20 protein-coding genes are annotated in these 23,331 nt (G+C 71.4%); 13 read left to right on the forward strand and 7 right to left on the reverse strand.

Annotated elements, in window-relative coordinates; translation table 11 throughout:
• The first annotated feature begins 105 nt into the window (after positions 1-105).
• Both AB0I59_RS04915 and AB0I59_RS04920 read left to right on the forward strand, forming a co-directional pair.
• Positions 106-2,142, forward strand: a complete 2,037-nt coding sequence (locus tag AB0I59_RS04915) for an APC family permease (protein ID WP_358130143.1) — start codon at positions 106-108, stop codon at positions 2,140-2,142.
• Positions 2,139-3,410 (forward strand): class I SAM-dependent RNA methyltransferase, encoded by a 1,272-nt coding sequence (locus AB0I59_RS04920; RefSeq protein WP_358130146.1) that lies wholly within the window; start codon positions 2,139-2,141, stop codon positions 3,408-3,410. Before AB0I59_RS04915 ends, AB0I59_RS04920 begins: the two co-directional genes overlap by 4 nt.
• On the opposite strand, the gene AB0I59_RS04925 is transcribed toward AB0I59_RS04920, so the two are convergent.
• Positions 3,374-4,771 (reverse strand): MFS transporter, encoded by a 1,398-nt coding sequence (locus AB0I59_RS04925; protein ID WP_358130149.1) that lies wholly within the window; start codon positions 4,769-4,771, stop codon positions 3,374-3,376. The two genes, AB0I59_RS04920 and AB0I59_RS04925, sit on opposite strands and share 37 nt — an antisense overlap.
• A gap of 89 nt (positions 4,772-4,860) precedes the next feature.
• Here AB0I59_RS04925 and AB0I59_RS04930 point away from each other — a divergent pair, with 89 nt between their 5' ends.
• Positions 4,861-5,424, forward strand: a complete 564-nt coding sequence (locus AB0I59_RS04930) for a TetR/AcrR family transcriptional regulator (RefSeq protein WP_358130152.1) — start codon at positions 4,861-4,863, stop codon at positions 5,422-5,424.
• A 224-nt stretch (positions 5,425-5,648) separates the two neighbouring features.
• The gene (locus AB0I59_RS04935) at positions 5,649-6,008 is read left to right on the forward strand and encodes a four-helix bundle copper-binding protein (RefSeq protein ID WP_061255326.1); all 360 of its coding nucleotides are present in this window, start codon (positions 5,649-5,651) and stop codon (positions 6,006-6,008) included.
• A gap of 90 nt (positions 6,009-6,098) precedes the next feature.
• Here the strand turns inward: AB0I59_RS04935 and AB0I59_RS04940 are convergent, their stop codons facing one another.
• Both AB0I59_RS04940 and AB0I59_RS04945 read right to left on the reverse strand, forming a co-directional pair.
• Positions 6,099-6,500 carry a TIGR03668 family PPOX class F420-dependent oxidoreductase gene (locus AB0I59_RS04940; RefSeq protein WP_061255327.1) on the reverse strand — a complete coding sequence of 134 codons (402 nt, stop codon included), beginning with the start codon at positions 6,498-6,500 and terminating at the stop codon, positions 6,099-6,101.
• Between the two features lie 27 nt (positions 6,501-6,527).
• Positions 6,528-7,607 carry a glycoside hydrolase family 18 protein gene (locus AB0I59_RS04945; protein ID WP_358130155.1) on the reverse strand — a complete coding sequence of 360 codons (1,080 nt, stop codon included), beginning with the start codon at positions 7,605-7,607 and terminating at the stop codon, positions 6,528-6,530.
• Positions 7,608-7,701: 94 nt separating this feature from the next.
• Here AB0I59_RS04945 and AB0I59_RS04950 point away from each other — a divergent pair, with 94 nt between their 5' ends.
• The 5 genes from AB0I59_RS04950 (at position 7,702) to AB0I59_RS04970 (ending at position 14,571) form a co-directional block, all read left to right on the forward strand.
• On the forward strand, positions 7,702-8,619 hold the full coding sequence (locus tag AB0I59_RS04950) for an LLM class F420-dependent oxidoreductase (RefSeq protein WP_358130157.1): 918 nt from the start codon (positions 7,702-7,704) through the stop codon (positions 8,617-8,619).
• A 94-nt stretch (positions 8,620-8,713) separates the two neighbouring features.
• Positions 8,714-10,456: a 3' terminal RNA ribose 2'-O-methyltransferase Hen1 gene (locus tag AB0I59_RS04955; RefSeq protein ID WP_358130160.1), complete on the forward strand. Its 1,743-nt coding sequence runs from the start codon at positions 8,714-8,716 to the stop codon at positions 10,454-10,456.
• Positions 10,449-12,947 (forward strand): polynucleotide kinase-phosphatase, encoded by a 2,499-nt coding sequence (locus AB0I59_RS04960; protein ID WP_061255330.1) that lies wholly within the window; start codon positions 10,449-10,451, stop codon positions 12,945-12,947. Before AB0I59_RS04955 ends, AB0I59_RS04960 begins: the two co-directional genes overlap by 8 nt.
• On the forward strand, positions 12,944-13,741 hold the full coding sequence (locus tag AB0I59_RS04965; protein ID WP_358130163.1) for a nucleotidyltransferase domain-containing protein: 798 nt from the start codon (positions 12,944-12,946) through the stop codon (positions 13,739-13,741). The genes AB0I59_RS04960 and AB0I59_RS04965 overlap by 4 nt, the downstream gene beginning before the upstream one ends.
• Positions 13,738-14,571, forward strand: a complete 834-nt coding sequence (locus tag AB0I59_RS04970; RefSeq protein WP_358130166.1) for a nucleotidyltransferase domain-containing protein — start codon at positions 13,738-13,740, stop codon at positions 14,569-14,571. Before AB0I59_RS04965 ends, AB0I59_RS04970 begins: the two co-directional genes overlap by 4 nt.
• Here the strand turns inward: AB0I59_RS04970 and AB0I59_RS04975 are convergent.
• Complete coding sequence (locus AB0I59_RS04975) at positions 14,484-15,881, reverse strand: sugar porter family MFS transporter (RefSeq protein ID WP_358130169.1); 1,398 nt, start codon at positions 15,879-15,881, stop codon at positions 14,484-14,486. The genes AB0I59_RS04970 and AB0I59_RS04975 overlap by 88 nt on opposite strands.
• Before the next feature lie 101 nt (positions 15,882-15,982).
• Here AB0I59_RS04975 and mug point away from each other — a divergent pair, with 101 nt between their 5' ends.
• Positions 15,983-16,519 carry a G/U mismatch-specific DNA glycosylase gene (mug, locus tag AB0I59_RS04980; RefSeq protein WP_061255332.1) on the forward strand — a complete coding sequence of 179 codons (537 nt, stop codon included), beginning with the start codon at positions 15,983-15,985 and terminating at the stop codon, positions 16,517-16,519.
• A gap of 62 nt (positions 16,520-16,581) precedes the next feature.
• Here the strand turns inward: mug and AB0I59_RS04985 are convergent, their stop codons facing one another.
• From AB0I59_RS04985 to AB0I59_RS04995, 3 genes are all read right to left on the reverse strand, one after another.
• The gene (locus AB0I59_RS04985; RefSeq protein ID WP_061255333.1) at positions 16,582-17,535 is read right to left on the reverse strand and encodes a DUF5996 family protein; all 954 of its coding nucleotides are present in this window, start codon (positions 17,533-17,535) and stop codon (positions 16,582-16,584) included.
• A 292-nt stretch (positions 17,536-17,827) separates the two neighbouring features.
• Positions 17,828-18,361 carry a DUF1707 SHOCT-like domain-containing protein gene (locus AB0I59_RS04990; RefSeq protein WP_358130603.1) on the reverse strand — a complete coding sequence of 178 codons (534 nt, stop codon included), beginning with the start codon at positions 18,359-18,361 and terminating at the stop codon, positions 17,828-17,830.
• A 65-nt stretch (positions 18,362-18,426) separates the two neighbouring features.
• Positions 18,427-19,191, reverse strand: coding sequence for a PadR family transcriptional regulator (locus tag AB0I59_RS04995; protein ID WP_358130172.1), 765 nt, complete (start codon positions 19,189-19,191; stop codon positions 18,427-18,429).
• Positions 19,192-19,384: 193 nt separating this feature from the next.
• On the opposite strand from AB0I59_RS04995, the gene AB0I59_RS05000 reads away from it, so the two are divergent.
• The 3 genes from AB0I59_RS05000 (at position 19,385) to AB0I59_RS05010 (ending at position 23,067) form a co-directional block, all read left to right on the forward strand.
• Entirely contained in the window at positions 19,385-20,773 is a 1,389-nt protein-coding gene (locus AB0I59_RS05000; RefSeq protein ID WP_358130175.1) for an MFS transporter, read from the forward strand.
• Between the two features lie 325 nt (positions 20,774-21,098).
• Complete coding sequence (locus AB0I59_RS05005; RefSeq protein WP_358130605.1) at positions 21,099-21,818, forward strand: metal-dependent hydrolase; 720 nt, start codon at positions 21,099-21,101, stop codon at positions 21,816-21,818.
• Between the two features lie 127 nt (positions 21,819-21,945).
• Positions 21,946-23,067, forward strand: a complete 1,122-nt coding sequence (locus AB0I59_RS05010; RefSeq protein WP_358130179.1) for a carcinine hydrolase/isopenicillin-N N-acyltransferase family protein — start codon at positions 21,946-21,948, stop codon at positions 23,065-23,067.
• Positions 23,068-23,331 lie beyond the last annotated feature (264 nt).

Below are 23,331 nucleotides of genomic sequence, written 5' to 3' on the forward strand. Positions count from 1 at the left end.
CTCTCCCGCCGTCGGGTTGGGGCGGTCTCCTTTGAGCACAGTATGTCGCTCGCGATGGATGCCGGGTGAGCGGGGAGCCAAGGTGAAGGACTAGCATCGACAGTCGTGTCAAAGGTGACGGACCTCGTCAAGCGGCTCCTCGTGGGGCGTGCGCTTCGCAGCACGCAACTCCACGACCAGTTGCTCCCCAAACGTATCGCGCTTCCGGTTTTCGCCAGTGACGCACTCTCCTCGGTGGCGTACGCGCCGCAGGAAATCCTGGTGATCCTGTCGCTGGGCGGCGCCGCGTTCTACAGCTACAGTCCGTGGGTCGCCCTGGGCGTCGTCGTGGTCATGCTCACCGTGGTCGCCTCCTACCGGCAGAACGTGCACGCCTACCCGAGCGGCGGCGGCGACTACGAGGTGGCCACGACCAACCTGGGGCCGAGCGCCGGGTTGACCGTGGCGAGCGCGCTCCTCGTGGACTACGTGCTGACGGTCGCGGTCTCGGTCGCCAACGGCGCCGACTACGTGGGCGCCACGGTGCCGTTCGTCGCGGAGAACCGGCCGCTGGTGGCGATCGCGATCGTCGTGCTGCTGACCATCATGAACCTGCGCGGCCTTCGCGAATCGGGTGCGGCCTTCGCGGTTCCGACGTACGCGTTCATGTTCGCCGTGATCGGCATGGTCCTGTGGGGTCTGTTCCGGCTGCTCGTGCTGGGTGACACGCTGCGCGCCCCCACGGCCGACTACCAGATCGTGGCGGAGCAGGCCGACATCGCCGGGTTCGCGATGGCCTTCCTGGTGCTGCGCGCGTTCTCCTCCGGCTGCGCCGCGCTGACCGGCGTCGAGGCGATCAGCAACGGCGTGCCCGCGTTCCGCAAGCCCAAGAGCAAGAACGCCGCGACGACGCTGCTCATGATGGGCGTCATCGCGGTCGTCATGTTCAGCGGCATCATCTACCTGGGCCTCAAGGCCGGGGTGAAGCTGACCGAGCCCGCCAACGTCGCCAGGGACATCCTCATCAACGGGCAGCCGGCCGGGCCCGGCTACTACCAGCAGCCGATCATCGCGCAGGTCGCGTCGGCCGTGTTCGGTGACGGCTCGATCCTGTTCATCGCCATCGCCGCGGTCACCGCGCTCATCCTGTTCCTGGCCGCGAACACCGCGTTCAACGGCTTCCCCGTGCTCGCCTCGATCCTCGCCCAGGACCGGTACCTGCCGCGCCAGCTGCACACCCGCGGCGACCGGCTGGCGTTCAGCAACGGCATCATCCTGCTCGCCACCGGCGCCTGCCTGCTCATCTGGGCGTTCCAGGCCGACGTCAGCAAGCTGCTCAACCTCTACATCGTCGGCGTGTTCGTGTCGTTCACCCTCAGCCAGATCGGCATGGTGCGGCACTGGACGCGGCACCTGAGGACCGAGACCGACCCCAAGGCCCGCTTCCGCATGATGCGCGCCCGCGTCATCAACGGGTTCGGCGGGGTCATGACGGGCATCGTCCTCATCGTCGTCCTGCTCACGAAGTTCACGCACGGCGCGTACATCGTCTGCATCGCCATGCCGGTGCTGTTCCTGATGATGAAGGGCATCCGGCACCACTACGACCGGGTCGCCGACGAGCTGGCCGCGCCCGAGGGCGAGATCGACGAGACGATGCTCCCGGCCCGCAACCACTCCATCGTGCTCGTGTCCAAGATCCACAAGCCGACGCTGCGCGCCCTCGCGTACGCCAGGGCCACCCGGCCGTCCACCCTGGAGGCCGTCACGGTGAGCGTGGACGCCGACGAGGCGGCCAGGCTTCAGGAGGAATGGGACCGGCGGGGCATTCCGGTGCCGTTGAAGATCCTCGACTCGCCCTACCGGGAGATCACCGGGCCGGTGCTCGACTACGTCAAGTCGCTGCGCCGCAAGTCGCCGCGCGACGTGGTGACCGTGTACATCCCCGAGTACGTCGTCGGCCGCTGGTGGGAGCACCTGCTCCACAACCAGAGCGCGCTGCGGCTGAAGGGGCGTCTGCTGTTCAAGCCGGGAGTGATGGTCACCAGCGTGCCGTGGCAGCTCGCCTCCTCCGACCGGCTCAAGGGCCGCCCCGAGGCGTTCGCGCCCGGTGCCGTACGGCGGTCGCACCCCGAAGTGAAGAACGGCGAGATCAAGGCATGACCAAGCAAGGGATCGGCGGGGAGAACACGATGGCGATCGAGTTGACGGTGGGGCCGGTCGCGAACGGCGGCTGGTGCGTGGCCAGGCACGAGGGGCGCGTCGTGTTCGTCCGGCACGCGCTCCCCGGCGAGCGTGTCCTCGCGGCGATCACCGAGGAGACCGCGCGGTTCCTGCGCGCGGACGCGGTAGAGATCCTGGAGCCGTCGCCGGACCGGGTGACGCCGCCGTGCCCGTTCAGCGGCCCGGGAAGGTGCGGCGGCTGCGACTGGCAGCACGCGTCGCCCGAGGCGCAGCGCCGGTTGAAGGCGGACGTCGTCGAGGAGCAGTTGCGCCGTCTCGCGGGCATCGAATGGAAGGTGACCGTCGAGGAGGTGCCCGGTTCCGCCGGAGGCGGGCTCGGCTGGCGGACGCGGGTGCAGTTCGCCGCCGACAGGCACGGTTCCATCGGCCTGCGCCGGCACCGGTCGCACGACATCGAGTACATCGACGCCTGCCCGATCGCCCATCCGGCGGTCGAGGAGGTCGGCGCGGAGGGGCTCGAGTGGCCGGGGGCCGCCACCGTCGAGGTGGTGGCGTCCTCGGGCGGCGACAGGGCCGTCATCGTGACCCCGAGGCCCGGCAGGCGGGTGTCCCTGCCCGATGTCGACGCCGCGGTCCTCATCGACGAGGGCAAGCGGGGCACGCGCGCCGTCCGGGGCCAGGCGTCCATGACCGAACGCGTCGGCGACCGGGACTTCCGGGTCACCGCGAGTGGTTTCTGGCAGGTGCATCCGGGCGCCGCCGCGACCCTCCTCGACACCGTGCTGGACTTCGCGCGGCCGAAGGCGGGGGAGTGGGCGCTCGACCTGTACTGCGGCGTCGGCCTGTTCGCCGCCGGCCTCGCCGAGGCGGTGGGCCCCGACGGCGCGGTGCTGGGCGTGGAGTCGGATCCGCAGGCCGTACAGGACGCGCGGTGGAACCTGCGGGACCTGCCGCAGGCCCGGACCGAGCGGGGCAAGGTCGAGGAGGCGCTCGACCGCCTGGAGATCGAGCGGGCCGACCTCGTCGTGGTCGACCCGCCGAGGGCGGGACTCGGACGGCCCGTGGTGGACCGAGTCGCCACGCTGGACGCGCTCCGCGTCGCCTACGTCTCCTGTGACCCGGCCACGCTGGCGCGTGATATCGCCTGGTTCGCCCCGTACGGCTATCGCCTGGATGATCTGAGGGCTTTCGACCAGTACCCGATGACCCATCATGTGGAGTGCGTCGCGCTCCTGGTCAAGGACTGAGCGCGGGCGCGGGGCGCGCGCGGGGTGCGTGGCAGCAATTGGACGAGTCCGGCGACGGCCAGGGCGACCGCGATCAGGTAGACCACCCCGTGCTGGAAGGCCCGCGTCATGCCGCCGGACAGGCCGCCGTAGAAGACGATGCCGACGATGCCGACCCCGAGCGCCCCGCCGACCTGCTGGGCCGTGGTGAGCGCGCCGGCGGCGGCCCCGGCGTGGTGCGGGGCCACCCTGGCCAGGACGGTGCTCATGATCGGCGCGAGTGCGAGACCCATGCCGAACCCGTCGACGATCAGCGCGGGAAGCAGCCATCCGACCGGCGCGTTCCCGCCGACCGCGACGAGGAGGGCGGTCAGGCCCAAGGCCCTGGCGAGCCCGCCGACGGCGATCACCTGGCGGCCGAAGCGGGCCGCGAGGCGGGGTGCGAGCAGTGACGCGGCCAGGTAGCCCCCGCCGATCGGCAGGAAGATCAGCCCGGCCTGGAGTGCGTCGAAGCCCCTGCCCTCCTGGGCGTACAGGGCGAAGATCAGGAAATAGGCGGACATGCCCATCGTGAACGCGAGATAGGTGAGCAGCCCGGCGGTGAAGGCGCGCTCCCGGAACAAGGTCAGGTCGATCAGGGGCGACGGGTGCCGCCGCCTGCCGTACGCGAGGAAGAGCACGGCGGCGAACGCGAACGACAGCAAGGTCCACATCGGCCAGCCCCGCTCACGCCCCTCAATCAGCGGGAGCAGCGTCGCGACCAGCCCGAGCGTGATGAGGGCGGTGCCCCCGAGGTCGAGCCGGACCACGCCGTCGAGACGGCTCTCGGGGACCAGCCGTCCGGTGACCGCGAGGGCGGCGACGCCGATCGGCACGTTGATCAGGAAGCAGGCCCGCCACCCCAGCCCGAACAGGTCCGCCTGGATGAGCAGGCCGCCGATGAGCTGGCCGAACACCGCGGCCAGACCCATCGTCAACGCGTACGCGTTGATGGCCCTGGCCTGGGCGGCGCCGCTGTAGGCGGTGCGCAGGATGGCCAGCACCTGCGGGGAGAGCAACGCGGCCGCCGCGCCCTGTGCGACCCGGGCGACGACCAGCGTGGCGGCGTCGGGGGCCAGGCCGCACGCGATCGAGGCGAGCGTGAACAGCGCCAGGCCGACGGCGAACATCCGGCGGCGGCCGAAGATGTCGCCGAGCCGCCCGCCGAGGACGAGGCCGGAGCCGTACGCCAGGGCGTATCCGGCCACCACCCATTCGACGGCGGCGGTGCTGGTGTGCAGGTCACGCTGGGTCGCGGGGATGGCCACGTTGACGATGAAGAAATCGAGGATCGTGATGAAAACGCCGGTCAGCACGGTGGGCAGAGTGCCCGGGCGGGACATGGCCGCTCCTGTAGATAGAACGATCGGTATACGCCGCATGATTAGATAGAACGGTTGATCTACTGTCAAGCCCGTGCCAGAATCGGTCCGTGACGACGAGACCGGGGCCGCGACAGCGGCTGCTCGACGCGGCCCGCGACCTCACCTACGCCCAGGGTGTGCACGTCGGCGTGGACGCGATCCTCAAGGAGGCCGATGTCGCGCGCCGCTCGCTCTACCAGCATTTCGGGGGGAAGGACGGGCTCATCGCCGAGGTGCTGCGCACCCACTCCGGCGAGGCCCGCTACCGCGAGGTCATGGACGCGGCGGGCGACGAGCCGCGCCTGCGCGTGCTCGCCGTCTTCGACGAGCTGGAGAAGATCACCACCCGGCCGTCGTTCCGCGGCTGCCGCTACACCTCGGCCGACCTCGCCCTCGCCGATCCGGGCCATCCCGCTCACACGGAGATCCGTGCCTACAAGGACGGGCTCCATCGGCTCTTCGCCGCCGAGCTGACCAGGCACGGCCATCCCGACCCGGATTTCGGCGCCGACCAACTCCTCGTGCTCATCGACGGAGTGCTGGCCCACGCCGTCACCCGTCCCGACGCTCATCCGGCCCTGGCCGCGCGGGCGACGGCGGAGTTCATCATGGACCGCTCATCCAGGACGTGATCCACGTCGCCGCATGACGGCCGTGCCGGTGGCCGCCGCCGGGCGTGCGGGCACCTCGCGGACGCCGCCGATCATCGCAACCAGCGGCATGGCCATAAAACATCCGCAAATAGTGATCAAATTAGAGAAACCGGTATATCCGGACGCTTCGGACGGGGAATCCAAGCTCCTGCACACCTTCCGACGCGGCCCGACGAGCGGGCGGTCACGATCACGGGGGAAGCATGAAGCAGGAGAAGAAGATCACATCGGAGATGCAGAAATGCATCGACATGTGCATGGAGGCCCACAGCTGTTGTGAGCAGACCATGACGCACTGTCTCCAGCAGGGCGGCAAGCACGCCGACATGGCGATGATGGGCGCCCTGATGGACTGCTCCGACATGACCCGCATGTGCGGCGACATGATGATGCGCCAGTCGCCGATGGCCATGGACATGGCCGGCATGTGCGCCCGGGCCGCGGACAGGTGTGCCGAGATGGCCATGCCCATGAGCACCGGCGACCCCATGATGCAGAAGTGCGTGGACGCGTGCCGCGCGTGCGCCCAGGCGGCCCGCGCCGTGGCTCCTGCCCGCGCCTGACCTCCGCCCGGCCGGCGGCCGACCCACCGCACCCCGCTCCGCGATCCGGAGCGGGGTGTCGTGCGCCCGGCGGCCGGGCTCCGCCCCCTCCTACGCGTACGACCAGGAATTCCAGGCGGTGACCTGGATCATGATGACGGGGCCTGCGGGCGGCCGGTCCCGATACTGGGCGTACTTCCCGGCAAGCGAGGCCAGGGCGGGGGCCCGCTCCGCGTCGTCCTCGGCGATCGTGGCGTACCCGTCCGCCCGGACCCACCACAGCTCGTCCCAGTCGTCGGCGTAGTGGTCGGCCAGCACGCACACGTTCGGGTTCTCCCGTATGTCGCGGATCCGGCGCAGGTTCGTGGTGGTCTTCGGCTTGTGGTCGACCGCCGTGACGATCGTGTCGCCGTCGAGGGCGAAGGTGATGGGCACGAGATGGGGGACCCCGGCACCGCTCACCGTGGCGAGCCTGGCCACCCGCGCGCCGCCCAGCAACCGCCGTGCGTCCATCTCCTCATTGAAGCAGTGGCGGAACGGTCACGACGCGGCGGAGTCCAGGATCCGGCCGACCTCGTCACGGGGACGGGCGCCGCGCACGGACACCCAGGCCAGGCCGGTCCGTTCGCGGAACGCGGCCAGCCGCCGCGCCTGGCCGGCACCGAGATCCTGTGACGCGGCCAGCACCGGTACGAGTCCCATCCGCTGCCATCCCGGCCGGCCGTCCACACCCAGCGCGTACGGCAACTGGGCGTGGACGGCCCTGGCCACGACGGCCAGCCGGCGCAGGTTGCCGGACGCACCCGGCTGGAAGGGCACGAGCAGGTTGACCGCGCGGATGTCGACGCCCGCGGCCCGGGTGGTGCGCAGCATGGCGCTGTCGGCCGCGGAGAGGCCGGACTCCGAGGCGGGGAGCGTGAAGGTGACGCCGAGCACGCGCCCGCTCGCCGCGGCCTCCCGCTGCAGCAGGCTGATCGCCACCGCACGCCGGCCGGTCGCCGTCGCGTCCGACGAGTCACGGACCTCGAAGTCGATGACGGCCGGAGCGAACGAGCCGAGCACGCGGCGGTAGGCCGCCAGCAGGCGGTCCATGTCCGCGCAGGTGGCGGAGAGCTCGCGTCCCGAAGGGCCGCCGAAGGCGAGACCGGCGTCCCCGCCCCCCGCCCGGAGGGAACCAATGCCGTTGGCGACGGGGTTGCCGCCCTGCTCGGTGATCCCGCCCCAGCGTGGGGTGCAGCCGTCCGGCCCGGCGGCGAGATGGCCGATGGTGTACCAGCCGGTCCCGGTGCGGCGGGCGGCCTCGGCCAGGTCGAACTCGGGCTCCCGTACGGCGTCCACGAAGACGACGTAGCCGGAGGGGCCGCCGGTCCGCGTCACCGCCGGGACCGTCGTGGCCGGCTCCGTCGTGGCCGGCTCCGACGTGCGCAACGCGACGGCGGAGCTCGCGGTCACCCCCGGCTCGGGGACATGCGCGACGGGGGTGGCGGACCAGTCGGGGCGGGCCTGCGCGGGCAGCAGCCAGAGGGCGTATCCGGTGCAGGCGACCAGGGCCGTCGCGGCCAGGGCCACCAGGGATCGTGGAGGTGTTCCCGGCTCGCGCTCCCGCCGTACAGAACCCACCGTTCACCACCCTGAGTCATATTGTGGCTACTTTACGCGCATGATGCGTGGACCATATCAACCACGCCCGGACGGCCGGGGAGATAATGACCGGATGAAGCTGAGGATCTTCACCGAGCCGCAAGAGGGCGCGACGTACGACGATCTGCTCGCGGTGGCGCAGGCCACGGAGCGGCTCGGATTCGACGCGTTCTTCCGTTCCGACCACTACGCGCGGATCGGGGCCGGTGATCCCGGCCCCGGTTCGACGGACGCCTGGGTGACCCTCGCGGGTCTGGCCAGGGAGACGTCGCGCATCCGGCTCGGCACCCTGGTCTCGCCGGTGACGTTCCGGCTGCCCGGCCCCCTCGCCATCAGCGTCGCGCAGGTCGACCAGATGAGCGGCGGCCGGGTCGAGCTCGGCCTGGGCACGGGCTGGTTCGACCGCGAGCACGCCGCCTACGGCATCCCGTTCCCTCCGGTGGGTGAGCGGTTCGAGCGGTTCGAGGAGCAGCTGGAGATCATCACCGGGCTGTGGGGCGCGGCCAAGCCGTACTCGTTCGAGGGCGCGCACTACCGGGTGGAGGACTCCCCGGCGCTGCCCAAGCCGGGTCAGCGCCCCAGGCCGCCGATCATCATCGGCGGTGGCGGCGCCCGCAGGACGCCCAGGCTCGCCGCCCGGTTCGCGGACGAGTACAACCTGCCGTTCCGGAGTCTGGAGGAGACGCGGTCGGCCTTCGGGCGGGTGCGCGAGGCGTGCGAGGCCGCCGGACGGGGGTCCATGGTGTATTCGGCCGCGCAGACCGTGTGCGCGGGCAGGGACGAGGCCGAGATCGCCCGTCGCGCCGCCGCTATCGGCCAGGACGTGGCGGCCCTGCGGGAGGGTGCTCTCGCCGGGACGCCCGCCGAGATCGTGGAGAAGATCGGGAAGTTCGCCGAGATGGGCGCGGAGCGGATGTACCTCCAGGTCATGGATCTCGCCGATCTCGACCATCTGGAACTGATCGCGGCCGAGGTCATGCCGCACGTGTGATCCCCGCCGCGACCTCCGGTCCTCCGGGCGCGGACGTCACGGATCATGAGGAATCGGGTGGAAAGACAAAGAGAAGGTACGGAATGCTTAATCCGTGCTTCTCACGATCTCGACCGTTTCCTCCGTGACGTCCGGCCCGGCGACCGATCTCGGCTTCCTGCTGCACAAGCATCCCGAACGGGTGCAGGAGTTCGGCCAGTCGTTCGGCACGGCCCGCGTCTTCTATCCGGAGGCCACGGAGCGGCGGTGCACGGCCGCGCTTTTGCTGGAGGTGGACCCGGTCCGGCTCGTGCGCTCGCGCGGGAAGACCTCGCCGGACTTCAGCCTGGGACAGTACGTCAACGACCGTCCGTACGCGGCGTCGTCGCTGCTCGCGGTGGCGCTCGGAGACGTCTTCCGTACGGCCAGGACGGGGCGCTGCAACGCGCGCCCCGAACTCGCGGCGCACCCGATGCCGCTGGAGATCTGCCTTCCCGCGCTGCCGTGCCGTGGCGGCGCCGCTCTCGCCCGCCGGCTGTTCGAGCCGCTCGGCTGGGAGGTGGAGGCGACCGCCATCCCCCTCGACGAGGGATTCCCCGAGTGGGGCGAGTCCCGGTACGTACGGCTGTCGCTGCGCGGCGAGGTGCGGCTGGCCGACGCGCTCAACCACCTGTACGTGCTGCTTCCGGTGCTCGACGACGCCAAGCACTACTGGCTGGCGGGCGACGAGGTGGACAAGCTCGTCCGTGCGGGTGGGGGCTGGCTGGCCGTGCATCCGGAGAAGGGGCTGATCACCCGGCGGTACCTCGGCCGCCGCAGGGCACTGGAGCGCACCGCCTTCGCCCGGCTGGCCGAGCTCGGTGACGATGTCGAGGAGGCCCTGGAGCCCCCTCTGGACGAGGAGCTCACGCCCGACGGCGGGGCCGGTGGGGAGGCGGGAGAGCTCGCGGAGTCCGCTCCCGCGTCTGGTCCCGAACCGGAGCCCGCGCCCGCGTCCGCGCACGAACCCGTCTCCGCGTCCGCCACGTTCGCGGCCGTGGCCGCCGGCGGGGCCGCCGGCGCGCCCGCTGATGGGGCCGCGTCCGAATCCGGGGACGTTCGAGTCCCCTTGAACGTGCTGCGGAGAGAGGCCGTCGTCGCCGCCCTGGAGGAACTCGGGGCGCGTACGGTGATCGACCTCGGGTGTGGCTCCGGCCAGTTGGTGTCGGCGCTGCTGGCCCGGCCGGTGTTCGCCAGGATCGCGGGTACCGACGTGTCCACGCAGGCGCTCGCCATCGCCGCGCGCAAGCTCAAGCTCGACCGGATGCCGGACGCGAAACGGGCCCGCCTCGAGCTGTTCCAGGGCGCGCTGACCTACGCCGACCCACGGTTCGCCGGGTACGACGCCGCCGTCCTCATGGAGGTGATCGAGCATGTCGATCCACCCCGGCTGCCCGCTCTGGAGCGGGTCGTCTTCGGTACGGCGAAGCCCGCGCACGTCGTCGTGACCACGCCCAACGCGGAATACAACGTGCGCTACGACTTCCTGGACGGCGCCCATGGCGGGGGCCGGGCGATGCGCCACCCGGACCACCGGTTCGAGTGGACCAGGGCCGAGTTCGCCTCCTGGGCCTCGGCGGTGGCGGGCCGGTACGGGTACCACGTCGAGTTCAGGCCGGTGGGTGAGGACGACCCGGAGGTCGGGCCGCCCACCCAGATGGCGGTGTTCAGCGTGAAGGCGGACGCGACGGCGGACTCCGTGAAGGACGCCACAGCCACAGAGAACGTCACAGAGAACGCCACAGAGAACGCCGCGAGGGACGTCACAGAGGGCGCCACGGCCGTTGTGACGGGGGAGAGGAGCGAGGGCGATGGTTGAGGTCAAGGTCCCCGAGACCGGGCTGGTGGTGCTCGTCGGCGTCTCCGGGAGCGGGAAGTCGACCTTCGCCGCCCGGCATTTCGCGCCCACCCAGGTGATCTCCTCGGACTTCTGCCGGGGCCTGGTCTCGGACGACGAGAACGACCAGTCGGCCACGCCCGACGCGTTCGACGTGCTGCACTACATCGTCGGCACCCGCCTGCGGCGCGGCCTCCTCACGGTCGTGGACGCCACGAACGTGCAGTGGGACGCGCGCAAGAAGCTGGTCGAGCTGGCCAAGAGCCACGACGTACTGGCCGACGCCGTCGTGCTCGACGTCGCCGAGAAGGTGGCCGTCGCGCGCAACGCCGTACGGCCGGACCGGGACTTCGGGCCACGGGTGATCACGCGGCAGAGCAAGGACCTGCGGCGCTCGCTCAGCCGGATGTCCAGGGACGGCTTCCGCCGGGTCCACGTGCTGCGCGGGGACGAGATCGATGAGGCCGTCGTCACCTACGAGAAGTCGTGGACCGACAAGACCGAGCTGACCGGCCCGTTCGACATCATCGGCGACGTGCACGGGTGCCGCTCGGAGCTGGAGACGCTGCTGCGCTCCCTCGGCTGGGAGGTCACCGCCGCGGGCGCCGTGCATCCCGAGGGGCGTATCGCGGTGTTCGTCGGCGACCTCGTCGACCGCGGGCCCGACACCCCGGGCGTGCTGCGCCTCGTCATGGGCATGGTCGCGGCCGGAACCGCCCTGTGTGTGTCCGGGAACCACGAGCAGAAGCTCGTCCGCGCGCTCGGCGGGCGCAAGGTCAGGGTCGCGCACGGTCTCAAGGAGTCCCTGGAGCAGCTCGCCGCCGAGCCGGAGGAGTTCCAGCGGGAGGCCAGGGCGTTCATGGACGGCCTCATCAGCCACTACCGGCTGGACGGGGGACGGCTCGTGGTCGCGCACGCGGGGCTCAAGGAGGCCTACCACGGGCGCGCCAGCGGCCGCGTGCGCGCGTTCGCGCTGTACGGCGACACGACGGGGGAGACCGACGAGTACGGCCTGCCCGTCCGCTACCCGTGGGCCGAGGAGTACCGGGGCCGGGCGATGGTGGTCTACGGTCACACGCCCGTCCCGGAGCCGGAGTGGATCAACAACACGATCTGCCTGGACACCGGGGCCGTCTTCGGGGGCAGCCTGACCGCCCTGCGCTACCCCGAGCGTGAGCTGGTCTCCGTACCGGCGGAGCGGGTCTGGTACGAGTCGGTCCGGCCGATCGGGGCACCGGTGGGCCGGGACCCGGCCGCGCTGCGGATCGGAGACGTGAGCGGCACCCGCTACGTGGACACGAGGTTCGGCGGCCGGATCAAGATCAGAGAGGAGAACGCCGCCGCCGCTCTGGAGATCATGAGCCGGTTCGCGGTGGACCCCCACTGGCTGGTCTACCTCCCGCCGACCATGGCGCCGCCGGAGACGTCCACGCTCGACGGTTTCCTCGAGCACCCCGCGGAGGCGTTCGACGAGTTCGCCAGGGCGGGTGTCACCCGCGTCGTGTGCGAGGAGAAGCACATGGGGTCGCGGGCGATAGCCGTACTGGCCCGGACCCCGGAGGTGGCGGCCAAGCGGTTCGGCGTCACCGACGGGAGCGCGGGCGCTGTCTACACCCGCACCGGCCGGCCGTTCTTCGGCGACCATCGCATGGGTGAGCTGATCGACCGGCTGCGCGCGGAGGTGCGCCCGCTCTGGGACGAGCTGGTCTCGGACTGGGTGGTGCTCGACTGCGAGCTGCTGCCCTGGTCGGCGAAGGCGGAGGCCCTGATCCGCGGCCAGTACGCCTCGGTCGGGGCGGCGGCACGGGCCGCGCTGCCCGACGCGGTCGCGGTGCTCTCCTCGGCCGCCGCGCGCGGTCTCGACGTGGGCGACCTGCTGGAGCGCACCCGCCGCCGCCAGGACAACGCCGCCCGCTTCCGTGACGCGTACGCGCGGTACTGCTGGCCGGTGTCCGGCCTCGACGGCGTACGGCTCGCGCCGTTCCAGATCCTCGCGTGCGAGGGGCGGGCGACGGCCGTGAACGAGCCGCACTCCTGGCACCTTGACCTGCTGTCCCGGCTGAAGCCGGAGCCCGGCGTGTCCCTGCTCGCGCCGACCAGGCACGTGTTCGTTTCGCTGGACTCCGAGGAGGAGCGGGCGAAAGCGATCCGGTGGTGGTCGGAGCTGACCGAGGCCGGCGGCGAGGGCATGGTGGTGAAGCCGGTGGACCACACGACGGGCCGGGTCCAGCCGGGAGTCAAGGTGCGCGGGCGCGAGTACCTCCGGATCATCTACGGGCCGGACTACACCGAATCTCTGGACGTGCTGCGGCGCCGGTTCCTCGGCAGGAAACGTTCGCTGGCGCTGCGGGAGCACGCGCTCGGCCTGGAGGCGCTCACCCGTCTCGCCGAGGGCGAGCCGCTGTGGCGCGTCCACGAGCCGGTCTTCGCCGTGCTCGCGCTGGAGTCCGAGCCCGTGGATCCGCGGTTGTGACCCCGGAGCGGATCGGCGGGCCAGAGCTCGGGGGAGCCGGGATGCCGGGCGAGCGCGGGGACGACGGCGCCGGGGCGGACGGTGCGGGGGCGGACGGTCTGGTGCCCCGGCACCTGATCCTTTCCGTGGTCATCGGGTCACGGGCGTACGGCCTGGCCACCCCCGCCAGCGACGTGGACCGGCGGGGCGTCTTCGTGGCACCCACGCCGATGTTCTGGCGCCTGGACAAGCCGCCGACCCACGTGGAGGGTCCGCGGCCGGAGGAGTTCTCCTGGGAGGTCGAGCGGTTCTGCGCGCTCGCCCTGGAGGCGAACCCCACCGTCCTGGAGTGCCTCTGGTCGCCGCACGTCGAGCACGTCACCGAGACCGGCGCACGGTTGCTGGCGATCAGGAAGGCGTTCCTCTCGGTCCGGGCCGAGAGGAGCTTCATCCGGTACGCCGACACCCAGTTCCGGCGGATTACTCCGGAAAGGCCGAAATGGAAGCAGGTGATGCACATGATCAGGCTGCTGATCAGCGGCCGTCACCTGATGCGCGAGGGCGAGCCGCTGGTGGACATGGCGGAGCACCGGGAGCGGCTGCTCGCCGTGCGCGGCGGCGAGGTCCCGTGGCCGGAGATCGTGCGCTGGCGTGACGACCTGCTCGCCGGCCTCGTCGCCGACCCGGCCCGCGCCGCGTACGGAGGCGGGACATCAGGCGGGCCCGGGTCCGGCCGGTCCGGCGTGCTGCCCGCGGAGCCCGACCGGGCCACGGTCGAGGAGTTCCTGGTCGATGTGCGTAGGAGTGCCCTGTGACCGTGATCCCGCCCGCCTGGCTCGCGGACGTCTGCGCCGAGGAGCCCTACCCCCTGCTGTTCGCGACGATCAGCGGCGCCCACCTGTACGGGTTCCCCTCGCGGGATTCGGATGTGGACCTGCGCGGAACGCACGCGCTCCCCATCGAGGAGGTCGTCGGCCTGCGTACCGGCGAGGAGACGATCAGCAGGTCATGGGAGCGGGACGGCGTCGAGGTCGATCTCGTCACGCATGATCTGGTGAAGTTCTGCCGCCTGCTGCTGACCAGGAACGGCTATGTGATGGAGCAGCTCCTGTCCCCGCTCGTGGTGGCGTCGTCCGCGGTCCACGAGGAGCTGGTGGCACTGGCCCCGGCGTGCCTGACCCGGCACCACGCCCATCACTACCTCGGCTTCGCCCGGACCCAGTGGGGGCTCTTCGAGCGGACCGGTGAGCTCAAGCCCCTGCTGTACACGTTCCGGGTGCTGCTGACCGGGCTGCGTCTCATGCGCTCCGGCGAGCTCGTCGCCGACCTGACCCGCCTGTTCCCCGAGGGGCCGCCGTACCTGCCGGATCTGGTTGAGGCCAAGCGCTCGGCCGAGCACGGCCCGCTGCCCGGCGACGGTCCCGATCCCGTACGGCTCGCGCACGACGTGCGGGCGCTCACCGCGTCGCTGGAGGAGGCGAGGGAGACGTCGGAGCTTCCCGACGCCGCAACGGCCGGCGCGGCCGTACACGATCTCGTGGTGCGGGTCCGGCTCGGTCAGCCCATCTCCTCCAGCGCGCGGCCCTTCGTCTCGCGGATGCAGCGGACCACGAACACCGCGGACAGCGCGGCGAAGAACGCGTAGATCAGATAGGTGACCGGCAGGTTCCAGGCGGACAGGCTGGGGAACGTCACCGTGACCAGCCAGTTGGCCAGCCACTGGGCGGCGGCGGCCACCGACAGCGCGGCGGCGCGGACGCGGTTCGGGAACATCTCGCCGAGGAGCACCCACACCACCACGCCCCAGGACAGCGCGAAGAACAGGACGAAGAGGTTCGCCGCGACCAGCGCGATCGCGCCCCTGTCGCCGGGCAGCGTGACGGTCGCGCCGACCTTCACCGCCGAGCTGAACGCCCATGAGGCGGTGGCGAGCGACAGCGCCATGCCGATGGAGCCGGTGATGAGGAGCGGCCTGCGCCCGATCCGGTCCACCAGGGCGATCGCGATGAGCGTGCCGACGATGTTGATGACCGAGCTGGAGAAGCTGATCAGCAGCGAGCCGCTCTGGCTGATGCCGACCGACTGCCACAGCGCGGACGAGTAGTAGAAGATCACATTGATGCCGACGAACTGCTGGAACATCGAAAGGACGATCCCGGCCCAGACGATCGGCGCCAGACCCAGCCGGTGGCCGCGAAGGTCGGAGAGGCGGGGCCGAAGCTCGCTCCGGAGCACCGACTCGATGTCGGCGACTCGGCGGTCGAGGTCCACCGTCTCGCCCTCGACCCGGGCCAGGACCGTACGCGCCTCGTCCAGGCGGCGTGCGGCGATGAGGAACCGGGGGGACTCCGGGATCAGCAGCGCCAGGGTCAGGTAGACGCCCGCGGGCACGACGCACGCGATGAGCATCCACCGCCACGCCTCGAGACCGGCCAGCACGCCTCGGACGTCGCCGCCCGCCACCTCCGCGAGCACGTAGTTGACGAGCTGGGACACCGCGATGCCCAGGACGATCGCGAGCTGCTGGAACGAGCCCAGCCTGCCCCGGTAGGCGGCGGGAGCCACCTCGGCGATGTACGCGGGACCGATCACCGAGGCCATGCCGATGGCGATGCCGCCGAGGACCCGCCAGGCCGCCAGATCGTAGATGGCGAACGCCAGACCCGAGCCGATGGAGCTGATCGCGAACAGGCCGGCCGCGATCCGCATGACCGGCAGCCTCCCCAGGCGGTCGGCGAGTGATCCGGCGAACCAGGCGCCGAGGGCGGACCCGAGCAGCGCCGAGGACACGGTCGCGCCGATCTCGACGTTCCCGACGGCGAACCGCTTCTGGATACCGGTGACGGCACCGTTGATCACCGCGCTGTCGTAGCCGAAGAGGAAGCCGCCGACGGCGGCGGCCGCCGCGATGAAGACGACCCGCTTCAGAGTCCCCCGTGTGCCGGAAACCGGCATTGCCCTCATCCGTCCCCCTGACGGCCCGACGATCTTGTGGCCGTCCTCTACCCCTGCGGGGGCGACTGGAACGCGGTTAGCATCGGAGGGTGCCTCCCGCCATGCCGCCGACCCGCGCCGATCTCGACGCCGCGCGGCACACCACGATCGACGACGTGCTCGGGCCCGGTCTCGACGTGCTCTTCTGCGGCATCAACCCGAGCCTCTACTCGGCCGCGACGGGCCACCACTTCGCCCGGCCGGGGAACCGGTTCTGGCCCGCACTCCACCTGTCCGGCCTCGTGCCCCGCAGGCTCGTGCCGTCCGAGCAGCACCTGCTTCCCGGCTACGGCCTCGGCATCACCAACCTGGCGTCCCGCGCGACCGCCCGCGCGGACGAGCTTTCGGCGGAGGAACTGCGGCAGGGCGCCCTACGGCTCTCACGTCTGGTCGCGGAGACCGGCCCGCGGGTCGTGGCCGTGGCCGGGGTGTCGGCGTACCGTCTCGGCTTCGGGCGGAAGAAGGCGGAGATCGGACGCCAGGACGAGGAGATCGCGGGCAGCGAGGTGTGGGTGCTGCCGAACCCCAGCGGGCTCAACGCGCACTGGAGCCTGGACGGCATCGCGGCCCAGATGCGCCTGCTAAGCCGTTCCTCCTGACCTTCCGGGCGGATTCTCGTCGGCACCGCGCGGGCGTCGGCACTCCGCCGGGCGCCGCTCTTTCAGCGCACGCCGCCTGTAGGGAGGTTCCGCAGCGCGACCGGGTCGGTGACGCCCCCGGGGCAGTAGGCGGCGCCGACGTCCCACCCCGCCCGGCGCGCTCCCGCCTCGTACGCGCTGCGCAGGAAGTCGAGCGCGGTCCCGCGCGGGTCGGCGGCCACGCGGGCGTCCGCGTAGGGCAGGATCGCCAGGTGGCTGCCCCGCAGTGGCGTCCAGCGGGCCTCCGGCGGTCGGAGAGGCTCCTGTTCGAGGCCCGGCGGTTCCGGCGCGGTGTAGGAGTAGAAGGCCGGCTCGGGCAGGTTGGGGTCGCCGAACCAGAATCCCGCGCTGATCACTTCCCTGGAGTAGGCCTCGCGGGTGACCGAGTCCACCTCCGGTCCCTGGTCCACCTTCTTGTCGGAGAACAGGGTGACCGCGATGTCGAAGGTGTGCCAGAAATGGTGGACCGGGCTGATCTTGCCGGAGAAGTCCGCCGCGAAGCGTTCGAGCACCTGGGCGACCTGGCTGAGGACCTGCCAGTAGCGGGTGACCATGGCGGTGTCGTAGGCCCGGTGGACGGTGTCCTCGGCGAAGGGGATGTCGTCGTCGAGGTCGAAGGGCGTCGCCCGGATGGACACGTCGACGCCGAGCAGGTCGAAGATGCGGAACAACTCCCGGTAGAAGGACGCCACGGAACGGCCGGGCATCGAGAACGAGGCGGTACGGCCGTCGATCACGTTCACCACGAGCCTGTGGTCGACGAAGTCGAAGTCGATGGCGAACACGGGGGTGTCTCCCACGCCGCCCATCGGGCGCGTGGTGATGCCCCGCCCGGTCAGGTGGAAGGGGACGTTCCACCAGTGGTTGCGGCGGACGCCCTCGGCCAGGCGTATCTTGCCGACGATCTGCGCGAACCGGTGGACCGTGGCCTTGCTGTCGGACCAGGCGCTCAGCGGGATGTCGGGAAAGACCTCCATGGGACCACCTCTTTCAGCCAAGTTCCCCACATATCCGTGCATCCCCTGGAACGTGTCATGGCAAGGCCATCGGAGGGGAGCACGATGTTCTGCGCGTTCCCTGCCGCGCGACACAACTCGGCGACCGGTCCACCCGCGGGCAGCGAGCGGCGAACAGGGAGCAGCGGACCGCTGGGGAATCCGGTGGCCCGTGAGGGGCCCATGAGGGAAGTCCGGCCGGTGGGGGGACGCCGGACCTCCCGCGTGCGGGGCGTGAACCCGATGGGATTTCGCGGGGACGCGATGTCGCCGGTCAGGGCCCGATCCGGCCGCCGTGCCGGGGACGCCGGTGGAACCGGCGGTGGTGGACCAGCCCCAGCAGGGCCATCGCCATCCAGGCGAAGAAGAACAGCTTGAACGCGGCGAACAGCGGCCACATCGCGCCGGACACGAGGGACACGGCGACCAGGGCCGACAGGACGAGGAGGGCGGTGGGCGGCGGGCCCCCGCGCCGCCGCGGGTAGCCCCCGCGCCGCCGCGCCTCCGCCGCGCGGTGGCTCCACGGCCCGAGACCCGGTCCACGGCCGCCGGCCCACGGGGCGGGGAAGCCGTACCCGCCGGCCGGCGGGCCGGTGAAGCCGTGCGCACCGGGAAGGTCGGCGGTCACCTGGCGGAGATCGCCCTCGGTCCGGGCGGCGAGGGTCGCGCCGAGCCGCTCGTCCAGTTCCTCGCGGGTGATGCGGCCCTGGACGAACGCGTCGTGCAGGGCCGCCGTCACCTCGTCGCGCTCGCGGTCTCCGACGCGGAGCCCGTCGCGCGGCGTCGGCGGTCGCTCGGACGGCGCCATGTCGATCACCTGACCTCTCCGAACGGGGAAACCTGCGGTGTGGTCCTGGGGGAGGCCATCTCGGGTCACTCCTCGTCGGGGTCGCCGTCGGCCAGGATGTGGTAGAGCTTGCGGCGGGTCTCGGCCAGCACCTGCCTGGCCTGCCTGACCTGGCCCTCGCTGCCGGTCTGTGCGATCTGGAACAAGGCCGAGGCGGCCTGGCGGGACAGGTCGAGCAGCTCGTGCACGTTGTCACCGATGTCCGGGGTCATCTCCTCCCAGGGAGCGCGGACCTCGTCCTGATGCTCGGCGATGTAGGACAGGCCGGCCTCGGTCAGCCGGAACGTCTTGCGGCCCTCCGTCTCGTCGGCGCGGACCAGGCCCTCGTCGGTGAGCTGCTGGAGCGCCGGGTAGACCGCGCCAGGACTGGGCTTCCAGCCGCCCTGGCTGCGCTGGGCGATCTCCTGGATGATCTGGTAGCCGTTGCGCGGCTCCTCGGCGAGCAGAGCGAGGATCGCGGCGCGGACGTCGCCCCGCTTGGCCTTGCGCCCCCGGCCGAAACCGCGTCCGCCGAACGGGAAGCCGGGCCCGCCGAACGGGCCTCCGGGACCGAAACCGCCGCCCCAGGGACCGCGCCCCCACGGACCCCCGCGGTGCCGGTGCTCGTGCGGGCCGCCCTCGCTGTGCGCGCCGTGTGCGCCGGGGCCGCCGTGCGGCATGCCCTCGCGGTGCCCGGAGTTCCAGGCCGCGGCACCCCTGAGCATCGCCTCGCGAACCGCGTGCCGCATCCCTCTGTGGAAGTGGTGGTGCGGACGGGCCCACGGCTCGCCCATGGCATACGCCGGATTCATGATGGTTCTCCTCGTGTGTTCGATTGTTCTTCGATGCTTCGACGATATATCGAGAACATTACGTGAGCAACCCCTTATGTGCGGTTTCGCCGTCCTTGCACGTCGCAGGCCGGTCCGGATTCGCCGGACCGGCCGGGGGCGCTATGCTGACACCACCTAAATGCTTTTGGTGGTGTTAATGAGTGAGGATGGCGTGCGAGCCGCTTTCGCCGACGTCGAGAGCGCGGCGCCTGCCGGCGCGGAGGCGATCGGACCCGGGAAGGCCAGACCCGGAGAGACGGGACGTGGAGCGGCGGGGTCGGTCGCCGGGCCCGGCGAATTCGCCCGGGCGCGCAGGAACGAGGTCGTGCTCGTCGCGTTCACGGCGATGACGAACCTGGCGGACGGGGTCCTGAAGATCGTGCTGCCGCTGCTCGCCGTTGGGCTGGGCGGCTCGCCGGGGCAGGTCGCCCTGGTCGGGCTCACGCTCACGCTTCCGTGGCTGCTCGTCTCGCTTCCGGTGGGCGTGCTCGCCGACCGCGCGGACCGGCGCAGGCTCGTCATCGTGGCCGACCTCGTCCGGCTGGCGGCCGTCGCGGGCCTGCTCGTCGCCGTCGCGGCCGACGCGTGCTCGCTCCCCGTCCTTTACGCGGTCGGGCTCGCGGTCGGGTTCACCGAGGTCGTCGCCAACACGGCGAGCGGCGCCCTGGTCCCCGCGGCCGTACCGGCGGAGCGGCGGGCACGGACCAACGCGTGGATCGCCGGGGCCGAGACGCTGGCCAACGAGTTCTGCGGTCCCGCGGTGGGCGGGCTCCTCGTGGGCCTGGGCGCGGCGGTCGCGCTGGGCTCCGCGGCGGTGGCGTTCGCGGTCGGCGCCGTGCTCGTCGCCATGCTGGTGGGCCGGTTCCGCCCCGCCCCCGCCTCGCCGGGCCGTACCAGGGAAGCGGGCCGTGACGGGGAAGGGGGCGATGCGGCGTCCGGCGTCGGCGGTGTGATCGCTGAGATCCGGGAAGGGCTCGTCTTCGTGTGGCGGCACCGCCTGCTGCGCACTCTCACGTTGACGATCGCGGTGCTCGCCGCGTCCTGGAGCGCGTGGCTGGCGCTGCTGCCGTCCTACGCCGCCTCGGTGCTGGAGGCGGACGCCGCCGAGTACGGGTTCCTGATCAGCGGGATCGGGCTGGGCGGGCTGGCCGGCGCGGGACTGGTCTCGGTGATCAACCGCCTGCTGGGCGTCCGGTGGGCGCTCTTCGCCGACCTCGTCGGAACGTTCCTCATGATGGGTGTGCCCGCGGTCTTCCCGGCTGCCTGGGCGGTGGCGGCCGCGGCCTTCGCCGGGGGCATGGGCGGGACGCTCTGGACGGTCAACGCCCGCACGATCGCGCAGGCGCTCGTGCCCGACCGCCTCCTCGGGAGGTACGGCGCGGCGGCCCGACTACTTGGGTGGGGAACGCTCCCACTGGGCGCGGCCCTCGGCGGGCTGCTCGCGGAGATCTTCGGACTCCGGGCGGCTTTCGCGCTGTTCGCAGTGACGGTGGCGATGCTCCCGATCCCGTTCCTGAGAACCGTCACCACGGCGGAACTGGCCAGGTCATCGGGGTCGTGACCTAGATCACAAGAATTCGCCGCAATTCCCGGGAACACGGCTCGACACCGAAGCGTTGCGACCAATAGACGGGATTGTTCTGCTCTGAGAGGGCTGGGGGGTGCTCTTGGAGCGGAACGATCCCGTCTTCGTTTTCTCCCCTCCTGACGGGGTCGCCCAGGGCTCGTAGGCGTCGATCCCACGGCTCCGGAGGGGCGCCGCCCCGGTGACTCCGCTCCCGGAGGCGCCTGCTGTCACATCCGTTTCGCGCTGGAACGCGCCACCAGGGTAAAGATCGATTTTGTCGTCCCTTTCCCGTAGCATTGCCAGGCGTGATCTGGACATGATGGGACACTCGCACTCGTTGAGCGGAGCGGTCGTGTGGCTCGGGGTCGCGCCCGGGCTGGCCGCGCTCCCGGCCGTCATCGCGCCGGAGCTCGCCCCCGTGACCGCCAACGTGCTCAGCCCGACCGAGTTGATCGCCGGAGCTCTGGTCTGCGCGGGCGCCGCCATGCTGCCGGACCTCGACCATCCCAGTGCCACGATCGCCCAGACCTTCGGGCCGGTCACCTACTGGCTGAGCAGGGGCGTCAACTTCATCAGCGGCGGCCACCGGCACGCCACCCACTCGCTGCTGTTCGCCATCGCGATGGGCCTCGGCGTGCACTTCCTGGCCGACGCCTACCCGATCGGGCGCGACGTCGTCGTGGTCCTCATGGTCGGTCTGGCGCTGCGCGCGATCGGCATCGGCGTGCCGGGGAAGACGCTCACGTCCGCGGCGGTCAACGTCTTCCTCACCGCGGGCGTCTTCACGACCTTCTACCTGCTGGGGGTCCAGTACGCCTGGCTCGGGGTCGCGATCGGCGTCGGCTGCCTGACGCACGTCTTCGGCGACTGCATGACCGAGCACGGCTGTCCGGTGTTGTGGCCGATCAAGGGGCGATGGGTGCTGCCGTACAAGATCGGGTTCAAGACCGGGAAGGCGTTCGAGCAGAAGATCCTCGCTCCCGCGCTCTCGCTGGCCGTGGTCGCCCTGCTCTGCCTGCGGCTGATGCCCGCCGCCTGACGTTCCGGCGTCCTGCGCGCTCCGGTGACGGCCGCGAGCGCCGGGACTCCCGGCCGATCGGCTGAATTCACCGGAAAACCGGTCAGAACGCTGATCGGACGGGGCCGCGGCGGGACATCATGGCGGCATGGGCAAAGCCTCCAGGACCGCATCCGGGACCGCACCCAAGGCCGCCGCCGGGACAGTCGTCAGGACCGCCTTCAGGGGCGCGGGCGTGCTCCTGCTCGCCGCGGCGCTCGCCGGTTGCGGGACCGGAGCCGTGCCGGCGGCGTCCCCGGCCGGTCAGGTCACGCCGTCCCTCACCGGCGACGCGGCCCGCCCCCCGTCCACGTTCGCGACCGGCCGGGGGCCCCTGTCCCGCGATCAGGCCGCCACGCTGGCGAGCCTCCGTAAGGTCGACGACCACCCGCTGTGGACCATGACCTACAGGGGCGGGTACGACCGGTTGGCGACGATCGCGCCCGCGCTGACGCAGAGCGCCTTCGGATGCTCGTTGTTCGCCGCGCACGGCGACCCGGCCGACCCGGTGTTCGGCCGGAACTTCGACTTCGACCACCAGCCCGCGCTGCTGCTGTTCACCTCGCCGCCGGACGGCTACGCCTCGGTCTCCATGGTGGACGTGTCGTACCTCGGGCTGAGGTCGGACGCCGGCTTCACCACCGACGCCGGGAGGAAGGCGCTCCTCCAGGCTCCGTTGCTGCCGTTCGACGGGATGAATTCCAGGGGGTTGGTCGTGGGCATGGCCACCGTGCCCGACGCGAAGCCGACCTTCGACGCCAAGCGGCGCACCGTCGGCAGCGTGCGCGTCCAGCGCCTCGTGCTCGACCAGGCGGAGACCGTGGACGAGGCGATCGCCGTCTTCAGCCGGTACAACGTCGACTTCAGCGACAGCCCGCCGCTGCACTACATGTTCGCCGACGCGCAGGGGCGGTCGGCGGTCGTCGAGTTCTCCGGCGGTGAGATGGTGGTACGGCGCGGCGAGGGCCCGTGGCAGGCCATGACGAACTTCACCCTGGCGACGTCCACGGAGGAGAGTCGCCGGGCCGATCAGCGCTACCGGACGCTGAGCGAGGCCCTGGAGAGCAGCGGCGGCAAGGCATCGGACGACCAGGCGATGGATCTGCTCGCCGACGTCCGGCAGGGCCACACGCAGTGGTCGATCGTGTACGGCCAGAAGAGCGGAGAGGTGCGGCTGGCCACCGGCCAGAGGTACGACACCGTGCACGAGCTCCGCCTCGTGATGGACTGAGCGCGCCGGGAGGGCGATGCCGCCGCGCCATCCGGACGCTGGACCCCGCCACCTGGACGCCGACGACGCACCGCCCGGACGCTGCCGCCGCGCCACCCCGTCCATTCCCGGACGGTTAATTTGATATCAAGATATCTACCGAGATATCTTGATGTCGAGACACTCTCTGGCACCGAGTTAGGTGAACCTAACTGTCGGACGCGATCCGAAGGTGCGGGAGGATGCAGAGGCCAGCTTTGTGACAGCCCGGAACCTGGGGAGGCG

This window comes from Microtetraspora glauca (assembly GCF_040656155.1).
GTDB lineage: Bacteria > Actinomycetota > Actinomycetes > Streptosporangiales > Streptosporangiaceae > Microtetraspora > Microtetraspora glauca.

Bases quoted from the DNA above. Each gene is read 5' to 3' on its own strand.
- AB0I59_RS04960 (WP_061255330.1), top strand. From the start codon at position 10,449: ATGGTTGAGGTCAAGGTCCCCGAGACCGGGCTGGTGGTGCTCGTCGGC.
- AB0I59_RS04990 (WP_358130603.1), bottom strand. From the start codon at position 18,361: ATGGCGCCGTCCGAGCGACCGCCGACGCCGCGCGACGGGCTCCGCGTC.
- AB0I59_RS05005 (WP_358130605.1), top strand. From the start codon at position 21,099: ATGGGACACTCGCACTCGTTGAGCGGAGCGGTCGTGTGGCTCGGGGTC.
- AB0I59_RS04940 (WP_061255327.1), bottom strand. From the start codon at position 6,500: ATGGACGCACGGCGGTTGCTGGGCGGCGCGCGGGTGGCCAGGCTCGCC.
- AB0I59_RS04985 (WP_061255333.1), bottom strand. From the start codon at position 17,535: ATGGAGGTCTTTCCCGACATCCCGCTGAGCGCCTGGTCCGACAGCAAG.
- AB0I59_RS04925 (WP_358130149.1), bottom strand. From the start codon at position 4,771: ATGTCCCGCCCGGGCACTCTGCCCACCGTGCTGACCGGCGTTTTCATC.
- AB0I59_RS04995 (WP_358130172.1), bottom strand. From the start codon at position 19,191: ATGAATCCGGCGTATGCCATGGGCGAGCCGTGGGCCCGTCCGCACCAC.
- AB0I59_RS04920 (WP_358130146.1), top strand. From the start codon at position 2,139: ATGACCAAGCAAGGGATCGGCGGGGAGAACACGATGGCGATCGAGTTG.
- mug (WP_061255332.1), top strand. From the start codon at position 15,983: ATGCCGCCGACCCGCGCCGATCTCGACGCCGCGCGGCACACCACGATC.
- AB0I59_RS04935 (WP_061255326.1), top strand. From the start codon at position 5,649: ATGAAGCAGGAGAAGAAGATCACATCGGAGATGCAGAAATGCATCGAC.
- AB0I59_RS04950 (WP_358130157.1), top strand. From the start codon at position 7,702: ATGAAGCTGAGGATCTTCACCGAGCCGCAAGAGGGCGCGACGTACGAC.
- AB0I59_RS04975 (WP_358130169.1), bottom strand. From the start codon at position 15,881: ATGCCGGTTTCCGGCACACGGGGGACTCTGAAGCGGGTCGTCTTCATC.
- AB0I59_RS05010 (WP_358130179.1), top strand. From the start codon at position 21,946: ATGGGCAAAGCCTCCAGGACCGCATCCGGGACCGCACCCAAGGCCGCC.